Source organism: Flexistipes sp. (genome assembly GCF_036172515.1).
GTDB lineage: Bacteria > Chrysiogenota > Deferribacteres > Deferribacterales > Flexistipitaceae > Flexistipes.
Window position 1 is genome coordinate 50,776 of record NZ_JAXKVW010000008.1, and the last position, 18,541, is coordinate 69,316.

Here is an 18,541-nt window from a genome sequence, read left to right on the forward strand (position 1 = left end):
CCTGGTTACTTAAGCCATAAAGAAGGGTTTACAGCTTCATTTTGTTTTCTTACTTCAAAATAGAGTGTAGATTTTTTATTTCCAGAGTTAATATTAATGGAACCTATCTGTTCCCCTCCTAATACCTCCTGACCTGTGCTTACATATATTTTGTCAAGATTTGCGTAGAGAGTATAATAATTTTTGTCGTGTTTTACAATGATTATATTTCCATAACCCCTTATCCAGTCTACATATTTAACAGTACCGTCAAAAACGGATTTTATCCCTTCGGATTCCAGTGCAATCTTAATTCCTTTATTGAAAACCTTTCCTCTGAAACCCTCGATTTTTTTAGGTCCGAATTCTTCTATTACTTTTCCTTCGGCCGGCCATGGGAGTGTACCTTTTGCTTTGGCGAAGCCGCTTTCGGAAATACTGTCACTTTTATTCTCACTCTTTTCAAGTTCTTCAATTTTTTTCTGCAGTGCATTGCGCTTTTCATTCAGAATTTCTATGTATTCTTCCTTGCTTTTTTTGTCTTCTTTGAGTAGTGCAAGAGTTTGTTTATATTTAATTTTCTGATTTACAAGCTCTTCGGACACATTATTTTTCATTGCATAGATATTTTTAAGATTTGATTCTGCAGTATCATATTTTGCCTTAAGGTCCTCGATTTTTTGGGTTGCCTTTTTCAATTCTTTAATTTCATCAAGGAGTTTGTTATTAATTTTTTCCAGAATTTCCATATTTTTTATAGTATTATGGTATGTTTGCGAGAACATAAGCAGTTTAAGTTTGGTATATCCTTTATTGTCGATGATATATATATTGCTTCGTTTTAGACGGGATTTAAGCCGGTCAATTTCTTTGTTCGTCTCTCTTATTTCCTGTGTTAATTTTTGTTTGTTTTTTTTAAGCTTTGACATCCTTTCGTTAAGTTTTTCAAGGACTTCTTCGTTATATGATATTTTTTTTTCGATATGTCTGACATTTTTTAATATTTTTTCTCTTGTGTTTTTAATTGTTTTAAGTTCTTTTTCTTCTCTGTTTATTTCATTTTTCAGTTTTTCCAAATATTTGTTTGCCGAGGTTATATCATTTATTGACACGGCTGCACTTAAAAGCGGAATAATCGCAAACAAAAGGAGTGAAACTGCCTTACTCATTTATTGCACCCATGTTATTAAGAAAAGTTTTTATACTTATAAACCCGGCCAGAATAGACACACACAGCAGGACTGCGAAAATTATCAGCAGCATGAAAATATCCGGCAGCTCAATTAAATAGATTCCGATATTATGCAATAGTTTTTCATTAAGCAGATAAAAAGCTCCGAAAGAAAGACCGGTAGCCGCTAAATAGCTGATTGTGGATTCTATCATAACGGAAATCAGAATGGGAAGAATGATGAATGTCCGTGAAGCTCCCACCAGACTGTAAATTTTAATTTCGTCTATATATCTGTAAAGATTTATTTTTATAGTATTGTAAAGTATGGTTGAAAGAGCAGCTGCAAGAAGAGCCGTTAATATGAAGAGGAAAAATTTCATACTGTAATTGAGTGTCGTAAAATTTACAATCCACTTTTCCCCGTAGGAAGCAACATCTATAATTTCGTAATCATTGAGTGTTTCTTCCAGCTCCCTGATATTTTCCAGGTTTTTGTATTCTTCTTTTATTTTTGCTTCAATAAAATGAGGAAAATATTCGGCGGGGATATTGTTTAAATAGTTTATATTATTGGTGTTTTTACGTAAGTATTTAAGTGTTTCGGCAGGAGAATAATATTTTACTTCCTTTACAGTCTCCAGTTTTCGTACTTTTTTCATAAACTCATCTATTTTTTTCGTATCCTCAGTTTTTAAATAAAGCCTGATGGATTGGATATTGGTCAATTCAGAAAAAAAACTGTCCAGGGAAACACTCATTGTAAAGAATATATGGAATACAAACAGAATGGTGGTAGTTGTAAGAATTGAGGCAAGATTAAGAGAGATATTAGTGGAAAAAAAATTAAATCCTCTTTTAATCAAAAATAAAAACTTTGTCATATATTATGCGTATCCTTGATTATTTTGCCGTTTTTCAGTTCCAGTACCCTTGCATCTTTATATCTGTTTAAAACATTAGGGTCGTGGGTTGCGACAATTACAGTTGTTCCGGATTTTGCGGTATCATAAAGCAGGTCTATTATGTCTTCGGCCTTTGCCTGATCAAGATTACCCGTGGGCTCATCTGCTAAAATAATAGCGGGGTTATTGATTAATGCTCTGGCTATTGCCACTCTTTGTTTTTCCCCGCCTGAAAGCTTCCTGACCAGTGTGCTTCTGCGGCTGTATATTCCAAGCCGTCTTAATAGAGGCAGAATTCTGTTTTCCATATTGTTTTTTTCCAGGTAGAAAACTTCGAGTGCAAGCTTGACATTCTCATAAACAGACTTGTTTTCAAGCAACTTAAAATCCTGGAAAATTACACCTATATTACGCCTTAAAAAAGGGGTGCTTTTTTTTGTGATATTTGAGATATCTTTATTGGATATGAGAACTATACCCCTTGACGGCAGGATATCTGCATAAAAGAGTCTCAACAATGTTGTTTTTCCTGCACCGCTTTCGCCGGTTATATAGACAAATTCACCTTTAGGGATTTTAAATGAGACATTGTCCAGTGCCTTTTTTTCGCCAAGAAAAGCTACGCTGAGATTATAAACTTTTATCATCAGCTAAAATTTACCACATTTCACTAAATCTTCAACTTCTTTATGTTGTTTTACCGAACTATTGTAATCTTCATAAGGATTTTTTCGGGAAATAAGAATTTTGCCACCATCGAAAACCTGTGTGATTATGTTACCTCTGATAATTTCTGTTTGGACATGATATATTTTGCCGTTATATTTAATATTTGTATTAAAGTTACCTGTCACCATTTAAATCCAATATCTTTTTATTGTTTAAGTAGTCAACTTTTACCGGAGTATCGATATCTTTAAACTTGTTGTACATCTCCACAAGTATTTCAAATGCCTGCTCAAATCTTTTTATTGATGAATATGCAGAATCATTCAGTTCATTTGCCGGTAAAGATTTTTTTAACGTATACAGCTCAGCGCCGAGCGCAGTCAAGGGTTGACCGAAATAGTGGGCAATTGTGCCTTTGACTTCCTCCAGATTCAGTTTGTTATCTTTCAGGATGTTGAAAAATAAAAGTGTCTTTGACAGTCTTGCCTTCAGTTCCTGAACGGGGGTCGGCTTTTTTATAAAATCGTGAGCTCCAAGTTCAAAAGCTTTTTCTATTAACTCAGGGTTTGTTTTTGCTGAATAAATAACCTTTGCAGAACTCGTGCCTTTGAGAATCTTTAAGATTTCAAAACCGTCTATATCTGGCAGCGTTATATCAATCAGGTATATGTCCGGACTTGTTCCACGCTTAAGGAAGTCAATGAATTCTCTTCTGTCAGAACTCACCGATATTGAATAAACTTCTTCAAGTGAATTTGTTAAGATATGCAGAGTTAAAAGGGAATCTTCAATTATATGCAGATGGTTGCTACTCAATTGTGAAATACCTCATATAATTTTTATGATTAAGGTTCATTTGATCTATGCTGGTTTCTCCATTTATATAAGTGAGACTGTTTACCTCTTTTAATTGTTCATAATAAATTTTTTCGGGGATTCTTTGTTCCTCCGTGGGAAAAGTAAAAAGTTTTGTTGAAAAAAGGGTGGAAATATTCATGGTCAGCACAGTTAAAATTGCTATAAAAAGCAGGCCTAATCCTGTTATTTGAATGGTTTTTAAGCTGAGCAGCGGAGTTCTCAGTTTTTCAGCTTGGGCAGGAGCGATTTGTTTTTCTTTTATTAAAAAGTAGATAACTTTTAAAACAAAATGTTCCGGCAGTATTGTCTGTTCTATGATATCTGCTACAGAGTTTGAGCCGTTTATTTTATTGTATACCAGGTAGGAGTCGTTATTCAGTTTGATCGTTTTATCTACAATAATAACCGGCTCTTCGTCCGAAATATTATTATCCACTACTATCTTTTTGTTTGTATCGGTTTTATAGTACTTTACCAGAAAACTGGAAATTTTTTTCTTATAGACATTCAGTTCATCGATATCTTTTAATACATCAAGAAGAATGTTGTTGATATCCAGGAGTTCTCTTTCGTCTTCATTGTACTCTACTATGGTTTGTTCAAAGTTATATTGACCGGAGTCGATTGAAAGTACTTTGGCAAAGTTTTCCTTTGTAATCTCTGTCAGAATGTTTTTCAGTTCATCATTAGAAAGTATCCCTTCATTGACAAGCAGTTTTCCAAACCTGACGGGAAGTTTTTTCTGTTTGCCAAGAAGCTCATTCAGCCGCTCTTTTGTGATAAACTCCCTGGAGGTCAGATAATTACCTATCTTAATCATAAAATCGTCGGAATCGCTTTTAACTTCCACCAGCATTCCGTCTTTTATGAATACTTTTATATGCTGCGATTCATTCGTTATGTGAAGTATGCCGCTTTTAGATGTCTGGCTGAGCAGCTGCAGAATGTCCACAAGGCTGAATTCTTTTATCGATCCTTTAAGAGCCATAATTTCTCCTGATAAACAGAAAACTAAGCAGATAAACTGCTGTAAAAATTATAAACAATACAATTATTCCAGGCATCACAGCGTATTGAATTCCCAGGTTAAAAGGCCATAAAAACACATTAAATTTGAAAAGGAGAATAAAGATAATTTTTGAGAATATTAATGTTAATATAACACCGAGAACCAAATGACCGTTGTAAATGAGTCCGCAGCCGGGCAGCAGGAGTGTCAGGAAGAAGCTGAGAGTGCCGCGAAAAGATTTGTATTTTTCGGCTTGAATCTTTTTCTTTACCAGTACTGAAGGATCAGCTGTGGAGTATCTGCTGTTAATGTTTCTGCATAATGAACATGTCGATTCATTTAAGTGACCTTCGTCACAGATACGACAGAACGTCTTTCCGCAGCTTTTACATTTTACAATCCTGCGGCGGCTGAAAGCAAAATGCAGAATAATGGCCATAAGGAGCAAAAAAGCGTAAATTGTAGAGGCATACCAGTTGAAAGAATAACTCGGTTGCAGGATGACAGTATCTTTATGATAGGGGAAAAAAGAAGTTCTTCCCAGTTTAAGCTGATTGTTTTGAAACACGTTGTAATATTCAGGATATTTATACAGCTTTTCAATATAGTTCTCATACTGTTCGTACATAAAGTTTTGCATAAAAAAAGCATTCATATTCATTATGATAACGGGATTATCGGAAAGGGAAAAATCGGATACTATTTTATTAAACCTTTCCGTGTTGCCATTATACAGAGCTGAAGATGCAAAATTCACAGCTTCGGTTTTGTTTTGGGGGGTAAGTTGGGCAGCATTATAGCTGAATGTTTCCGGTGCTTTCAGAAACAGCATTGTTTTTAAAAGAGGTGCTTCGCCGCTTTTCTCCCAGATTTTTTGCATATATTCAGTACTTAGAGGTTTTAAGGCCACATCATTGTAAATTTGCAACTCTTCATTTGTTTTTATGCTTGATTTAAAAGGCAGCACTGATACACACAAAATAATAACAATTATGCAAAAATATCTGCCTGCGCCGGCTTCAGGAATTAAAAGAATTAAGGTGAAAATTGCAAAAACCAGCATTTTATTTAATGGGAATATTATTAACATTGAAGTTAACAGACCAAAAAAAAGAACAAATTTTATTCCGTTAAACAGAATGGGAATATTTTTGTGCGAATGGAAAAAGATATGTATATTTTTTATGAGTAAGTATACAAAAAGAATAAAAACAAAAATGCTTGCTATTATAGAAGCTGATTGTAAAAGTATATGGGAATTAAAAAAACTATAGTAGTGGAAAAGTTTGTAAAGGAAACTGCCTGACAGGACAGCCCGGATTTTGCTGCTTTCTCCGGGGGCAAACCTTGTTATCGAATCAATAATATTGCCGTTAAGTTTGTCCTCATGGTTTAAAGCTATTTCTACAAGTGAATAAGCTATAATCGGATCATCTATACCTTTATGGCGTGTAAACTCTGTGTAAAGTTTATCTATACTGCGGCTGCTGAAATTGTTTTTAACATTAACTATGCCCTCTCTGATGGTTTCCGGATATTTTGAAATATCTTCATTTTGTGCCGATGCCGGAATCAAGGCAGTTGAGAGCAAAAATAAAAGAAAGAATAAAAATATCTTATACGGGCTCATCAGTCCTCCTTATAAAATTTTACAGTATAAATTTTATTTTGCAATAAAACTTTTGTTAGTTAGAATTAAAACGCTGTTTATTGACAGCAAAGTTATTATATGTTATTGTTGGTTACTATAAGGACGATTATAATGATTGAGGTGCTGTATGGGTAAAGAATTCCTGAATGCTGAAGAAGCCTCGGAGTTGCTGCAGATCAACGAGAAAAAACTTTACAAACTTGCTCATGACGGTGACATTCCTGCCACAAAGGTTACGGGGAAATGGCTGTTTCCTTTTGACGAGTTGGTTAAGTTTCTGAACCTCAGCAGCCTTAAAAATCTAAAATACAGGTATAAACTCACACCTTCTGCCGGAAAATTAATACTTATGACGGGTTCTGATGATCCTCTGTTACAGCTTATTTTGGGATGGTTTAATAAGGAATATCCTGAAATGCTGGTGTTTTATTCAAATGTAGGCAGCAGGAAGGGGTTGAATATCCTGAAAAATGGTTTGTCCCACATTGCATTAAGCCATATATATGACCCCTCTGAAGATTCTTACAATACTGAAGCGGTAAAAAAAGTAGATAAAAATAATAACAGTTTTGTCGTTGTAAACCTGTTTTATAGAGATCTCGGTTTTATATACAGAGATAATAAAGCGGATTCATTCAGAGAAATTGCTGATAAGAAATTAAAATTTATCAACAGACCTCATAATTCCGGTACAAGGATATTGGCGGACTATATTCTAAACCGGGAAAAACTCAATCCGGGAAATATCGCCGGATATGATAAAGAAGTTAGCACCCACCTTGAGATAGCGGAACATATTGCTGAAGGTAAAGCCGATATCGGTATTGGTAATGCCTTTTATGTTGATTTATTCGGTCTGAACTTTGACAGAGTTAAAACGGAGAGTTTCGATATGGTGTTGGACAAAGACTTTTATTTCAGTGAAGAATATCAATGTTTTTTAGAGTTTCTTAATGATGAGACAACTAAATCTTCCATAGATAATTTTAAAGGGTATTCATCTGAAAATACGGGAAAAATTAAAATATAAAGCTCATTAAAGCGTTTAAGGAGGTAAATTATGAGATTTTTGTTAGTTATGTTGGCTGTATCCTTAATGAGTGCAAATGTGTTTGCTGCGGAGAAAAGCTTTCTCATGGCAACAACAACAAGTACCGATAATACCGGCCTTCTTGAGTATCTTGAGCCAATCTTTGAAAAGGATACCGGCATTGACTGGAAATGGACCGCAACGGGCACCGGTAAAGCCCTTGAACTGGGTAAAAACTGCGATGCCGATATTCTGCTTGTTCATGCTCCACCAGCTGAAAAGAAATATATCAACAATGGATACGGTGTATACAGAAAAGAGGTTATGTATAACGATTTCGTAGTTGTAGGACCCCCTTCTGACCCTGCGAATATCAAGGGTAAGGATGTTACGGAGGCGCTTGAAGCCATTTATGATAAAAGTGAAACATTTGTTAGCAGGGGTGATGATTCCGGAACAAACAAGAAAGAAATTTTGCTTTGGGATTCAGCCGGTATAAATGATTACAATAAAAAAAGCTGGTACAAAGAAACCGGACAGGGGATGATAACCACACTTAATATTGCCACTGAAATGAACGGTTACACCATGACAGACCGGGGTACATATATAAAGTACCAGTCGAATTATGACGGCAAAGCTCCGCTGCAGATATTGGTGGAAGGGGATAAAATTCTGTACAATCAGTACAGCCTAATCCCTGTCAGCAAGAAAAGATGTCCTTATGTCAAAATAAAGCTGGCTGAGAAATTTATAAAATGGATGACTTCTGATAAGATTCAGCAGGCAATTGCAGATTACAGATTGCTGAATAAGAAGCTTTTTATACCTAATGCGAAGTGATTAGTTTTAAGTGCTAAGGCAGAGGTAGAGGTAAAGGTAAAGGTAAAGGTAAAGGTAAAGGTAAAGGTAAAGGTAAAGGTAGAGTAGATTGGATTATTTTCTGAATGGTATTAAAAATGCATTTATACTGATTGCTACACTTGATGCGGAAACTTATTCTGCTATCTTTACTTCACTGAGAGCCTCAACTCTGTCTCTTTTGGCAAGCCTAACAATCGGTCTGCCTTTGGGTTTTCTTCTGGGGTTTTATAATTTTAAAGGCAGAAAAATTATTCAAAATATTGTAAATTCATTGCTTTCTTTGCCAACGGTAGTTGTTGGGCTTTTTGTTTATATGTTTATAAGCAGCAGAGGCCCTTTGGGGGATTTTGATTTACTCTTTACTATAAAAGGTATTGCCATCGGGCAGTTTTTTCTTGCTGTTCCTATTGTCATTGCACTTACCGCTTCTGCAGTTGGCTCTATGGACAGAAGACTGGCAGAGGAACTGTCCAGTATGGGAGCAGGACGGCTGCAGATGTCCTTGACATATATGTATGAAGCCAAACCGGCAATTTTTGCGGCGGCAGTTACAGCCTTCGGCAGGGTCTTTGCCGAAGTAGGCGTTTCTATGATGCTTGGCGGGAATATTAAATGGGCCACGAGAACCATGACTACAGCCATAGCACTCGAGACGGGTAAAGGCGAGTTTGCAATGGGAATAGCTCTTGGCATTGTCCTTATGAGTATTGCCATTATTATTAATTTTTTCAGCATGTATTTAACAGAGAGGGTGTAGTGAATAGCACGGCTGTTTCGGGTGTAAACATTGAAAAAACATTTGATTCTGACTTCACCCTTTTTGTTTCTCAGTTCAATGCTTCATATGGGAAAGTGTACGGTTTTTACGGTCCTAACGGGAGTGGAAAAACCACTTTCCTGAAAATTCTCGGTCTTATTATGGCTCCTGATTCCGGCGAAATCTTTATTAACGGATATAGTGCATCTGTCTATAATTTAGAAATAAAGAGAAAAATGAGTTTTGTGTTTCAGGAGCCGAAACTTTTAAAAAGAAAAGTAAAAGATAACTTGATATATCCTTTAAAATTAAGGAATGAAACAGTGTATCTGGAAAATATTAACAGAATACTTAAAAAACTTTCTCTTAATCCTCATATATTTCTTCATAAAAAACCTCTCGAACTTTCCGGTGGTGAAAAGAAAAGGCTTTCTCTTGCTCAAAAGCTTATTTTTGACCCGGATATTATACTGCTGGATGAGCCCACTGCTAACGTGGATTCAACAAGCCTGTCGGTTATTACCGGTTTTCTTACTGAACTGAAAAAGCAGAATAAGTGCATAATTGTAAGTAGTCACGATTATGAATGGCTCACTGACACTGCTGACAAAATTTATTATCTTAATAACGGCCGTCTTTACACGCAAAAATATGAAAATGATTTGGGAAGGGGGTTTGAATATTTTGCTGCAGGATTGTACCATAAACGTTTCGCAAAAACGGATGTTATAGTTTCCTCACCTGAAAAATCTGTGGATGAAGGCTGTTATATAAATCCTGAAGATATTCTTATTGCCCTGGATGAGCCTCAAAAAATATCTGCCCGAAATGTTATTAAAATGAGGGTAAATGATATCGAGATACAGGAGAAAAAAGTAAAAATTGGTTTGGTAAAAGATGATCTTCGGCTTGTATCCTATATATCCAAAAAAGCTTTGCTTGAGCTTGATTTGTCAAAAAATAAAGAAGTTTATGTTGTTTTTAAAGCCTCATCTGCCAAATGGTATAAATAATTTCTTTGACTTTTTCTTTCATTAGTGCAAAACATCAGATTAAACTTTGATGAGGTTTTTGTATGCCTTATTTGCTGGCGGCTTTGAGTGCACTTTTGTGGTCCGGAAATTTTGTCGTGGGGAAGGGGGCATCTCTTGTAATCCCGCCGATAAGTTTGGGGTATTTCAGGTGGCTTACAGCGTGTATTATTCTTTTACCATTCTCTTACAGACTGTTTAAAGGCCAGGGTAAAATCATACAGGCCAATAAGGGCTATATTGTTTTAATCGGGCTTCTGGGCGTTGCCATGTTTAATACACTGATTTATACGGCTGTGCACTATACTTCAGCAATTAACGCCATACTTGTCAATTCCTTCATTCCCATTTCCATTCTGATTGTATCATTCTTTATGTTTGGTGAAAAAATATCTTTGTTGAAAATGCTCGGTATTTTGATTTCGTTTTCCGGTGTTATAATCGTTTTGACAGAGGGGAATCCGTTTCTGCTTTTTGCGTTGAGTGTTAACAGAGGGGATATTTTAGTTCTTATCGCCGGATTTTGCTGGGCATTTTATTCCAACCTACTGAAAAAATATCCCAAAGAGTTAAATCCTGTTGTTTTTATGCAATGTATAGCTGTTGTTGGTCTGATTATTTTAACACCTTTTGTTTTGATGGAAAATTTTGTTTTGGATAAGCAGATCCAGATTGGGGTGTTAACAATTTTCAGTATTGCTTATACCGGTGTTTTTGCTTCTCTGGCTGCTTTCCTCAGCTGGAACAGGGCTGTAAGGGAGGCAGGCGCCTCAAAAGTGGCTCCATTTATACACCTGATGCCTGTTTTCGGCAGTATTCTGGCGGTAATTTTTCTCGGTGAAACATTTGCCGCATATCATCTTGCGGGGATTGCCGCTGTTTTTTCGGGCATCTTTCTTGCGACAAAGTATTAGTAATAGTACTAAGTGCTAAGTGTTAAGTGCTGAGTGCTGAGTGCTGAGTGCTGAGTGAGTGAAGTAGTGAGGTAGGTAGAGTAAAGGTTGAGGCTGGGGAAGTTGAACAGGTTGAGATGGATGAGTGGGATTCAACATTCAACATTGAACTTACCAATCACGGCTCCATAAATATGTAAATTTTGGTCGATAGCCAAAAAATTCGTTGCAAATAAAAAAAATATTATGATACTTAAAGTATTATGAATGAGCAGATGATTACGTTTTTTATTGTTGCTGCATTGCTTACCATTTCACCAGGTGCTGATACAATGCTGGTTATAAGAAATGTTATATCTTCCAATGCCAGACGGGGACTTTTGACAACGACAGGCATATGTTCCGGTCTTTTTTTCCATGCGGCACTTTCTGCACTGGGTGTTTCTGTAATTCTGGTTAAATCAGCGGCAGCATTTTACGTTTTAAAAACTGTAGGTGCAATTTACTTGTGCTGGCTGGGCGTACAGTCATTAAGGAAAGCTTTTGAAAAAGAGGGTAATTCCACATCTTTTAAAGAGAATAAAAATCATTCTGTTAAATTAAAGAAAAGTTTTTTGGAAGGCTGGCTCAACAATGTGCTGAATCCTAAGACAGCTGTATTCTACTTTGCTTTTCTCCCCCAATTTATTAATCCCGGCGATCCTGTTTTTATTAAGTCCATAGGCCTTGCCGGAATTCATTGTGTTATGTCTTTTATCTGGCTTTCGTTCATTGTTTTTTCCGTCCATTCGGTGCGGCTTTTGTTTATCAGACCGTTCTTCCGCAGAACTTTGGAAGGATTGAGCGGGGGTGTACTTATTTCACTGGGTATCAAACTGGCCTTTGAAAGCAGATAATTTGTTTAAAAAAATGAGCATAAAATTCTTTTCGAATTGTAAATTCCAAATAAATTTTGAAAACAAAAAATAATTTTGCTGACAGTCTTTACAATATTATAAGCTTGGGATATTGTTTTCTTCGGCATGGTTTTTTATGCAAACTGTATTGGACGGGGTATTATAACAATCAACGTAAAAATGGAGGAGTAATGAAGGAAGTTGTCAGAAAAAAAATTTCCGAAGCTGCCGGAAAGATATATGACGGGGAAATAGATTCATTAAACTATACAGTTGAGATTCCCAAAAAATCTGAAAACGGTGATTTTGCCACAAATATTGCTTTTCTGCTTGCCAAAAAATTGAGAAAAGCGCCTGCCAAAATTGCTGAAGACATTCTCAGCCATCTGGATGAAAGCTTCTTTCACAAAGTTGAAATAGCCGGCGGCGGTTTTATTAACTTTTTTATCTCATATAAACAATTTCACAATTTTCTGCTTAATATTCTTGAAAATGAAGATAATTTAACGGAAAAAACGAAAAATCCATTGAAAATCCAGGTGGAATTTGTAAGTGCCAATCCCACCGGGCCTTTACATGTAGGGCATGGCAGAGGGGCTTCATACGGGGATTCGCTGGCAAGAATTCTGAGTGCAGCCGGTCATGAAGTTTACAGGGAATATTATGTCAATGACGCAGGCAATCAAATGAATAACCTGGCAAAGAGTATATATGCCAGATACAGCGATTTAACCGGCGGAGATTATCCTTTTCCGGAGGACGGTTATAGAGGAGAGTATATTATTGAGATTGCTGAAAGGCTGAAAAGTGAATTCGGCGGATCCCTGTTTTCAAAAGACGAAGATGATGCTCTGTCCATATGTCTTGATCAAGGCAAATCATTTATATTGAATGAGATCAAAGATGATTTAAGAGATTTTAATGTTGAGTTTGATAACTGGTTTAGTGAGCAGTCTCTCTACGATGATGGAAAGGTTGAAGACACGCTCAATTTTTTAAAGGATAAAGACAAAATTTACGAAGCAGATTCGGCACTCTGGTTTAAAAGTACAGAATATAAAGATGATAAAGACAGGGTGCTGAGGAAAAGTGACGGCGAGTTAACATATTTTGCATCCGATATCGCCTATCACAGGGATAAATTTGAAAGGGGTTTTGACAAGGTTATCGATGTTTGGGGAGCTGACCATCACGGCTACGTTGACCGGATGAAAGCAGCTGTTAATGCTATCGGCAGGGATGAAAACGATTTGTATGTGGCATTGGTTCAGATGGTCAGTCTTATAAAGGATGGGAGCAAAATTTCCATGTCCACAAGGGCAGGGCAGTTTGTGACTCTTAAGTGGCTTGTTGATGAGGTGGGTGCTTCTGCAGCACGTTTCTTTTATTTGATGCGCGATATAAATTCTCAGTTCGAGTTTGATATAGATTTGGCCAAAAGCAAAACATCAGATAACCCTGTTTATTATGTTCAGTACGGACATGCAAGGGTTTGCAGTCTTTTTGCAAAGCTGAAGGAAAAAGGTATTTCTGTCAGTGTAGGAAAAAATATAGAACGACTTGACAGGAAAGATGAAATAGAGATTATAAAAAAAATGTATGATTTCAGGAATGTGCTTAATCAGGCTGCTACCAATTATCAGCCGCACCGCATTGTTTACTATCTGCAGGAATTGGCCGGACTTCTGCATTCGTATTATTACACAACCCCGATAATTGTTGAAGATGATAAGGAATTGACCAATGCCCGAATTACTCTGTGCAAAGGTATTGCAATTGTTATACGATATGCGCTAAACTTGTTGGGAATCAAAGCGGTTGAGAGGATGTAATTATGAAGGATTTTGATAAGATAAAAGAAAAGAAAAACTCTGATGATATGCGCGGCATTATTGTATTGAGTATTATTTTTCTGATAGCTTTTGCACTCATTGTTTTTGCAATTATTAAGCTTACTAACGACTATTTTGATTTGAAAATGAAGCTTAAAGAGGCCAAGCAGGAAGATAAGGTTCATTTGACAGATCCAGGTAAAGGGAAGTCTTATCAGTTTACTGCTGAGGATAACGGAAGTATTATTAAGAAGACTGAAAAAGAGCTTCAAGAACTTTCAAAGATGGATATTTCTGATGATAACGCTACTGTAAGAAAAGAAAAGAGGCAGACAAATAAAGAGGAAAAAGTGACGTCAAAACCAGTTGAAAAGAAAGAGGCTACTGGAGACAAAGAATCAACAGCAAAAGAAGCTGAGTCTGCAGCGATATCAAAAAGTGCCGGTGAAAAAGAGAAAGGAGATTTTGTTGTCCAGATTTTATCTGTTCAGAGCAAGGCGGATGCTAAAAGAGAGGCGCAAAAACTGAGAAAGCTGGTTTCCGATGTCTATGTTGCAAGAGCTGATTTGGGCAGCAAAGGGATTTGGTACAGAGTAAGATGTTGTAAAAATACAAGTAAAAAATATGCTACTGATATAGTAAATAAAATTAAGAGTGAGACACGTTATAAGCCTATAGTTCTACGGTCTGATTAATGAGAATAATTTTTTTATTTATTTTATTTTCCGTGATTTTCTCTTCCAGCGGTTTTTCACTCACACTGGTTGAGAATAATTACCGGCAAATTAAAGCAGTGCAGATTTTCAACCTTGATTCCCAATATGAAAATAATCTTTCAGAATATTTTAGAAAACTTAAAAACAGTGGAATAAATACCGTTTTTTTCAGGGTTTTTCAAAATTACGGAGATAGATTTCATTTGGGTGTTCAATCCTACTGCCAGAGCGGCGTTTATTTTAAAAGTCAGAATGCATGTGTAATCAGAGATCTGCTCTCCAAAGTTGTAAAATATGCCGGTATGCACGACTTGAAGGTTTATGCCTGGATGTCTACGAGAAGCCTTTCTTTCTTAAAAAATAAATATCCTCTTGAAGTGGCATTTAAAGACGGCAATTTCGTTGAAGGATACGGGGTGAGCATTTTTAACCCTGATGTCCGCAGGGAAATTACAAAGCTTTTTAAAGATCTCGCATATTATGATATAGACGGTATTCTTATTCAGGATGACTTTATTTTAAGATATAATGAAGGCTTTTCCAAAGCTGCCGGTCATAGATTTTTTGTGGATACAGGGCATTATCCGGACCCTGCGAAACTGTTTAAGGACAACAGAAATAACAGCTTTTACAACTCCTGGAATAAATGGAAAATGCAGCAGCTTTCCGCTTTTTTAAGTGAACTTCGTTTTGCTGTAAAGCTTATAAACCCTGGGATAAAATTTGCTGTAAATATCTATTATGAAACTCCATCTCAGCCGGATAACGGTTTATCCTGGTATTCACAGTCTATAGAGAGATATAAGGATCTGGGGTTTTCATATTATGCATATATGGCTTATCATGAGCAGATTTCAAGGGAAACCGGTGTGTCATTTTATAAAACCATGGAGTATATAAACAAAAGTATTAATTCTTTTTTGAAATACGGCTTGGACGAAAAGCAGATTATTGTTAAAATACAGGTAAGATCATTTTATAATGGCCGGGTTAAACTGCCCGAAAAGGAAATTAATATTTTGTGTGATTTAATAGACAATTATGGAAAGCTAAGTTATGCGCTGGTGCCTTTTGAACGTATCAGCGATATACCAAAATTTTGTTTTTATTAAAAGAGAGGTAAAAAATGAAAATCGGAATTATCGGCGGAGGTATTTCAGGTGTTGCGGCGGCATTCTGGATTGACAAGATGCTTTCTGAGGAAGGGATTGATGGAGAAATTACACTTTTGGAAAAGAATAATAGTTTAGGCGGATCTATAGGTACGGTGAAAAAAGAGGGTTTTACAATTGAATCCGGTCCTAACGGGTTCTTAAACAGCAAACCGCACACATTACAATTATTTGATGACGCTGGTTTAAACGATAACCTTCTCCCGAGTAACGATGCTGCAAGAAAACGTTTTATTATGAGAGATTCAAAGCTTGTTAAGCTCCCTGAAAAACCGGGAGAATTTTTAAAGTCTGATATCTTGTCTTTTCAGGGGAAACTGAGGGTTGCCGCCGAGCTATTGATTCCCAAAAAAAAGAATCATAAAGATGAAACGGTTGCAGACTTTGCCACAAGAAGACTGGGCAAAGAGGCTTGTGAATATCTGATAAGCCCAATGGTATCAGGTGTTTTTGCAGGTGATCCCTATAAACTGAGTCTTAAATCCTGCTTTCCGGTTATTGCTGATCTTGAGGAGACGTACGGCGGACTTTTTAAAGGAATGCTCAAGAAGAAAAATAAAAAAAGCGGTCCAGCCGGACCGGGCGGTGTTTTAACTTCATATAAAGGCGGCTTGATCAATTCATTGACCGACCTCTCCATGAAAACAAAAAGTGTTGAGTACCGCCTGGGGGATGGTGTTAACAGGGTGGAAAAGATACATGATAAGTTTCACATTAAGACGGCAAGTGCAAATGAATTTGATTTTGATCATCTGGTTGTTGCATGCCCTTCGTATGTTGCTTCTGAATTTTTTAAAGATATGGACAGTGAGCTTTCAGATTCTTTGAATAAAATACATTATGCTCCTGCTTTTGTCGTAGGATTTGGTTTTGATGAAGAAGATGTGAAACATGATATGGACGGTTTCGGGTACCTGATCCCCCCCACGGAAAACAGAAAAATTCTCGGTGCACTTTTTACTTCAAGTATATTTCCCGAAAGGGCACCTGAGGGCAAAAAGCTTATAAGGGTCATTATGGGTGGAGACAGAAACCCGTGGATTGTAGGAAAGCCTGAAGAGGAGCTTGTGCTGATGGCATTGGAAGGAATTAACGACACCCTTGGAATCAAAGGTCATCCGGAAGTGGTTCAGTATTTTAAATGGAACATGGCGATACCTCAGTATTATCAGGGGCATAGTAAAATAGTAAAAAGTATTGAAAACGCATCTGAAAGTGCCGGTAATCTCTACATAGGCGGTAACATACTCTATGGGATAGGGATAAATGATTGCACAAGAACCAGTTTTGAAATTGCAAAAAAGCTTGTTGAAAACATAAAAGCTCAGCAATAAAAGAAAAGGAGGATGCAATGAATTATGAACTTGAAGAAATGGATGTGAATTATTTCGGGCTGGATAAAAGAAAGACGGCATTACTTATTATTGATGTTCAGGAGAAGCTTACTCCCGTTATGAAAAAGGATGTGTATGAAAAGATAAAAAACAATATATTAATACTTGCCAAAGGTGCCAACAAACTGAACATTCCCATATTTTATACTCAACAGTATACAAAAGGGCTGGGAGAGACCGATCCTGATATCAAAAAAGAGCTGAATGATGCAACATTTTATGAAAAAACGTCTTTCTCCTGCTGCGGCGAGGACACGTTTCTGGACAGTTTTATGGAAATGGATTTTGAGTCGGTGATTGTTGCAGGAATGGAAACCCATATTTGTGTTTTGCAAACGGTAACGGATCTTGTTGCCAACGGTATGGCGGTTCATGTGGCGGCAGATGCTGTTTGTTCAAGAGATAAATTTAACTGGAAGTTCGGACTGGAGTTTATGAAAGATGCCGGTGCTATAATTACGGTAACGGAAACGGCACTTTTCCAGCTTCTGGGCAAAGCCGGAACGGAGAATTTTAAATATATCTCAAAGCTTGTGAAATAAGCAAAGCCCCGCCCTTAATCGAAAATTAAGGGCGGGATAAATCTCACGGGTTTTTAACTATGCACCTTATACCGCCTTCTTTTAAACCCGGTCTGAAACAGCCGTTGCAACTTATGCAGTCTGAGGTGTTTTTATCTTTCCTTTTCCAGATATTCGGCAGATCGGCTTCGCATATCAGCGGCCTTGCCATTGAAACAAAATCGATTTGCTCAAGAGCCTTTTCAACTACCTTATAACTCCTGAAACCGCCGACTGATATAACAGGACACGATACATTTTCCTTGATTTTTAATGCTTCATGCATGTTATATCCTTCTTTTTCTGATTCACTTATATCTGTTCTTACCGGTGTTTTTTCACCGGAAGCGGGGGTTCCTCCGCTGACCTCAATGGCATCTATTCCCATTTCATCAAGCTTTTCTGCAACCTTAACAGCTTCATCCAGTTCAAATCCTCCATCCAAGTTGTCACTGCCGTTAAGCTTTACGATAATCGGAAATTCTTTACCAGCTTTTTCCCTGATATTTTCATAAATATCATACAAAAATCGTGCACGGTTATGCAGTGTACCTCCAAACCTGTCATTTCTTTTGTTGGTATTGGGTGACAAAAACTGATTTATAAGATACCCGTGTGCGGCATGAAGCTGAATACCGTCGTAGCCCCATTCTTTGGTGCGCATTGCCGCATCTGTAAAAGATGATATCAGTATCTCAATCTCCTCTTCTGTTAACTCTTTGACTGCTTCCGGATATTGAGGTGATTTCAATGCAGATGGGGCGGAAGGCTGAAATCCGGAACTTTTACTGTTTGATTGTCCGCCGCAGTGAACAAGCTGAGCAAAAATCTTTCCTTTGGACTCGTGAATCCTTCTTGTAAGGTTTTTATGGCTTTTTGCAAGCGAGTCGTCATGAATTCCGATTTGTCCGGGGAGCTGCTGCCCGTCCTTTTTAACATACTGATAGCCGGTAATAATCAAACCGATTCCACCGTTTATCATTTCTTCGTAAAATTTAATTAGTTTTTCCGTAGGTGCTCCTGTATTATCACACATCCCCTCCCACGTTGCAGAACGTATAAGCCTGTTAGATAATACTGCGTTGTTTATTTTACTTTCCCTGAAAATGTTATCCATGCTAACACCTCTCTTCGTTGCAGTTTGTGTATATCGG

At 37.0% G+C, this 18,541-nt stretch carries 19 protein-coding genes; 11 read left to right on the top strand and 8 right to left on the bottom strand.

The annotated features are described in order from the left end of the window. Positions 1–5: 5 nt before the first annotated feature. From UMU13_RS06940 to UMU13_RS06970, 7 genes are read right to left on the bottom strand one after another with little or no spacing between them, the layout of a single operon-like run. Positions 6–1,148, bottom strand: a complete 1,143-nt coding sequence (locus UMU13_RS06940; protein ID WP_328218053.1) for a murein hydrolase activator EnvC family protein — start codon at positions 1,146–1,148, stop codon at positions 6–8. Further along, the gene (locus UMU13_RS06945) at positions 1,141–2,034 is read right to left on the bottom strand and encodes a cell division protein FtsX (protein ID WP_328218054.1); all 894 of its coding nucleotides are present in this window, start codon (positions 2,032–2,034) and stop codon (positions 1,141–1,143) included. Before UMU13_RS06945 ends, UMU13_RS06940 begins: the two co-directional genes overlap by 8 nt. Then, positions 2,031–2,702 (bottom strand): cell division ATP-binding protein FtsE, encoded by a 672-nt coding sequence (locus tag UMU13_RS06950; protein ID WP_013886496.1) that lies wholly within the window; start codon positions 2,700–2,702, stop codon positions 2,031–2,033. Before UMU13_RS06950 ends, UMU13_RS06945 begins: the two co-directional genes overlap by 4 nt. Before the next feature lie 3 nt (positions 2,703–2,705). Continuing rightward, on the bottom strand, positions 2,706–2,912 hold the full coding sequence (locus tag UMU13_RS06955; RefSeq protein WP_328218057.1) for a hypothetical protein: 207 nt from the start codon (positions 2,910–2,912) through the stop codon (positions 2,706–2,708). Continuing rightward, entirely contained in the window at positions 2,899–3,540 is a 642-nt protein-coding gene (locus UMU13_RS06960) for a response regulator (RefSeq protein WP_328218059.1), read from the bottom strand. Before UMU13_RS06960 ends, UMU13_RS06955 begins: the two co-directional genes overlap by 14 nt. Then, positions 3,533–4,570 (bottom strand): DUF4388 domain-containing protein, encoded by a 1,038-nt coding sequence (locus UMU13_RS06965; protein ID WP_328218061.1) that lies wholly within the window; start codon positions 4,568–4,570, stop codon positions 3,533–3,535. Before UMU13_RS06965 ends, UMU13_RS06960 begins: the two co-directional genes overlap by 8 nt. Beyond that, positions 4,560–6,221 (bottom strand): hypothetical protein, encoded by a 1,662-nt coding sequence (locus UMU13_RS06970; protein ID WP_328218063.1) that lies wholly within the window; start codon positions 6,219–6,221, stop codon positions 4,560–4,562. Before UMU13_RS06970 ends, UMU13_RS06965 begins: the two co-directional genes overlap by 11 nt. Positions 6,222–6,369: 148 nt before the next feature. Here UMU13_RS06970 and UMU13_RS06975 point away from each other — a divergent pair, with 148 nt between their 5' ends. The 11 genes from UMU13_RS06975 to UMU13_RS07025 all read left to right on the top strand — a co-directional run bounded on the left by UMU13_RS06975 (position 6,370) and on the right by UMU13_RS07025 (position 17,369). Continuing rightward, positions 6,370–7,272 (top strand): helix-turn-helix transcriptional regulator, encoded by a 903-nt coding sequence (locus tag UMU13_RS06975; protein WP_328218065.1) that lies wholly within the window; start codon positions 6,370–6,372, stop codon positions 7,270–7,272. 30 nt (positions 7,273–7,302) lie between these two features. Continuing rightward, a complete protein-coding gene (locus UMU13_RS06980) occupies positions 7,303–8,115 on the top strand; it encodes a substrate-binding domain-containing protein (RefSeq protein ID WP_328218066.1) in 813 nt (270 codons plus the stop codon). 88 nt (positions 8,116–8,203) lie between these two features. Further along, positions 8,204–8,893, top strand: coding sequence for an ABC transporter permease (locus UMU13_RS06985; RefSeq protein WP_328218067.1), 690 nt, complete (start codon positions 8,204–8,206; stop codon positions 8,891–8,893). Further along, a complete protein-coding gene (locus UMU13_RS06990; RefSeq protein ID WP_328218068.1) occupies positions 8,893–9,906 on the top strand; it encodes an ATP-binding cassette domain-containing protein in 1,014 nt (337 codons plus the stop codon). Before UMU13_RS06985 ends, UMU13_RS06990 begins: the two co-directional genes overlap by 1 nt. 62 nt (positions 9,907–9,968) lie before the next feature. Beyond that, entirely contained in the window at positions 9,969–10,838 is an 870-nt protein-coding gene (locus tag UMU13_RS06995) for a DMT family transporter (protein ID WP_328218069.1), read from the top strand. Between the two features lie 242 nt (positions 10,839–11,080). After that, positions 11,081–11,713, top strand: coding sequence for a LysE family translocator (locus UMU13_RS07000; RefSeq protein ID WP_328218071.1), 633 nt, complete (start codon positions 11,081–11,083; stop codon positions 11,711–11,713). 191 nt (positions 11,714–11,904) lie between these two features. Beyond that, a complete protein-coding gene (gene argS / locus UMU13_RS07005; protein ID WP_328218072.1) occupies positions 11,905–13,545 on the top strand; it encodes an arginine--tRNA ligase in 1,641 nt (546 codons plus the stop codon). 2 nt (positions 13,546–13,547) lie between these two features. Continuing rightward, complete coding sequence (locus UMU13_RS07010) at positions 13,548–14,240, top strand: SPOR domain-containing protein (RefSeq protein WP_328218074.1); 693 nt, start codon at positions 13,548–13,550, stop codon at positions 14,238–14,240. Then, positions 14,240–15,373 (top strand): poly-beta-1,6-N-acetyl-D-glucosamine N-deacetylase PgaB, encoded by a 1,134-nt coding sequence (locus UMU13_RS07015; RefSeq protein ID WP_328218075.1) that lies wholly within the window; start codon positions 14,240–14,242, stop codon positions 15,371–15,373. The genes UMU13_RS07010 and UMU13_RS07015 overlap by 1 nt, the downstream gene beginning before the upstream one ends. Before the next feature lie 14 nt (positions 15,374–15,387). After that, entirely contained in the window at positions 15,388–16,767 is a 1,380-nt protein-coding gene (gene hemG, locus UMU13_RS07020) for a protoporphyrinogen oxidase (protein ID WP_328218076.1), read from the top strand. A gap of 17 nt (positions 16,768–16,784) precedes the next feature. Continuing rightward, positions 16,785–17,369: an isochorismatase family protein gene (locus UMU13_RS07025; RefSeq protein WP_013886464.1), complete on the top strand. Its 585-nt coding sequence runs from the start codon at positions 16,785–16,787 to the stop codon at positions 17,367–17,369. A gap of 43 nt (positions 17,370–17,412) precedes the next feature. Here the strand turns inward: UMU13_RS07025 and UMU13_RS07030 are convergent, their stop codons facing one another. Continuing rightward, positions 17,413–18,504 carry an NADH:flavin oxidoreductase gene (locus UMU13_RS07030; protein WP_328218079.1) on the bottom strand — a complete coding sequence of 364 codons (1,092 nt, stop codon included), beginning with the start codon at positions 18,502–18,504 and terminating at the stop codon, positions 17,413–17,415. Between the last annotated feature and the right edge of the window lie 37 nt (positions 18,505–18,541).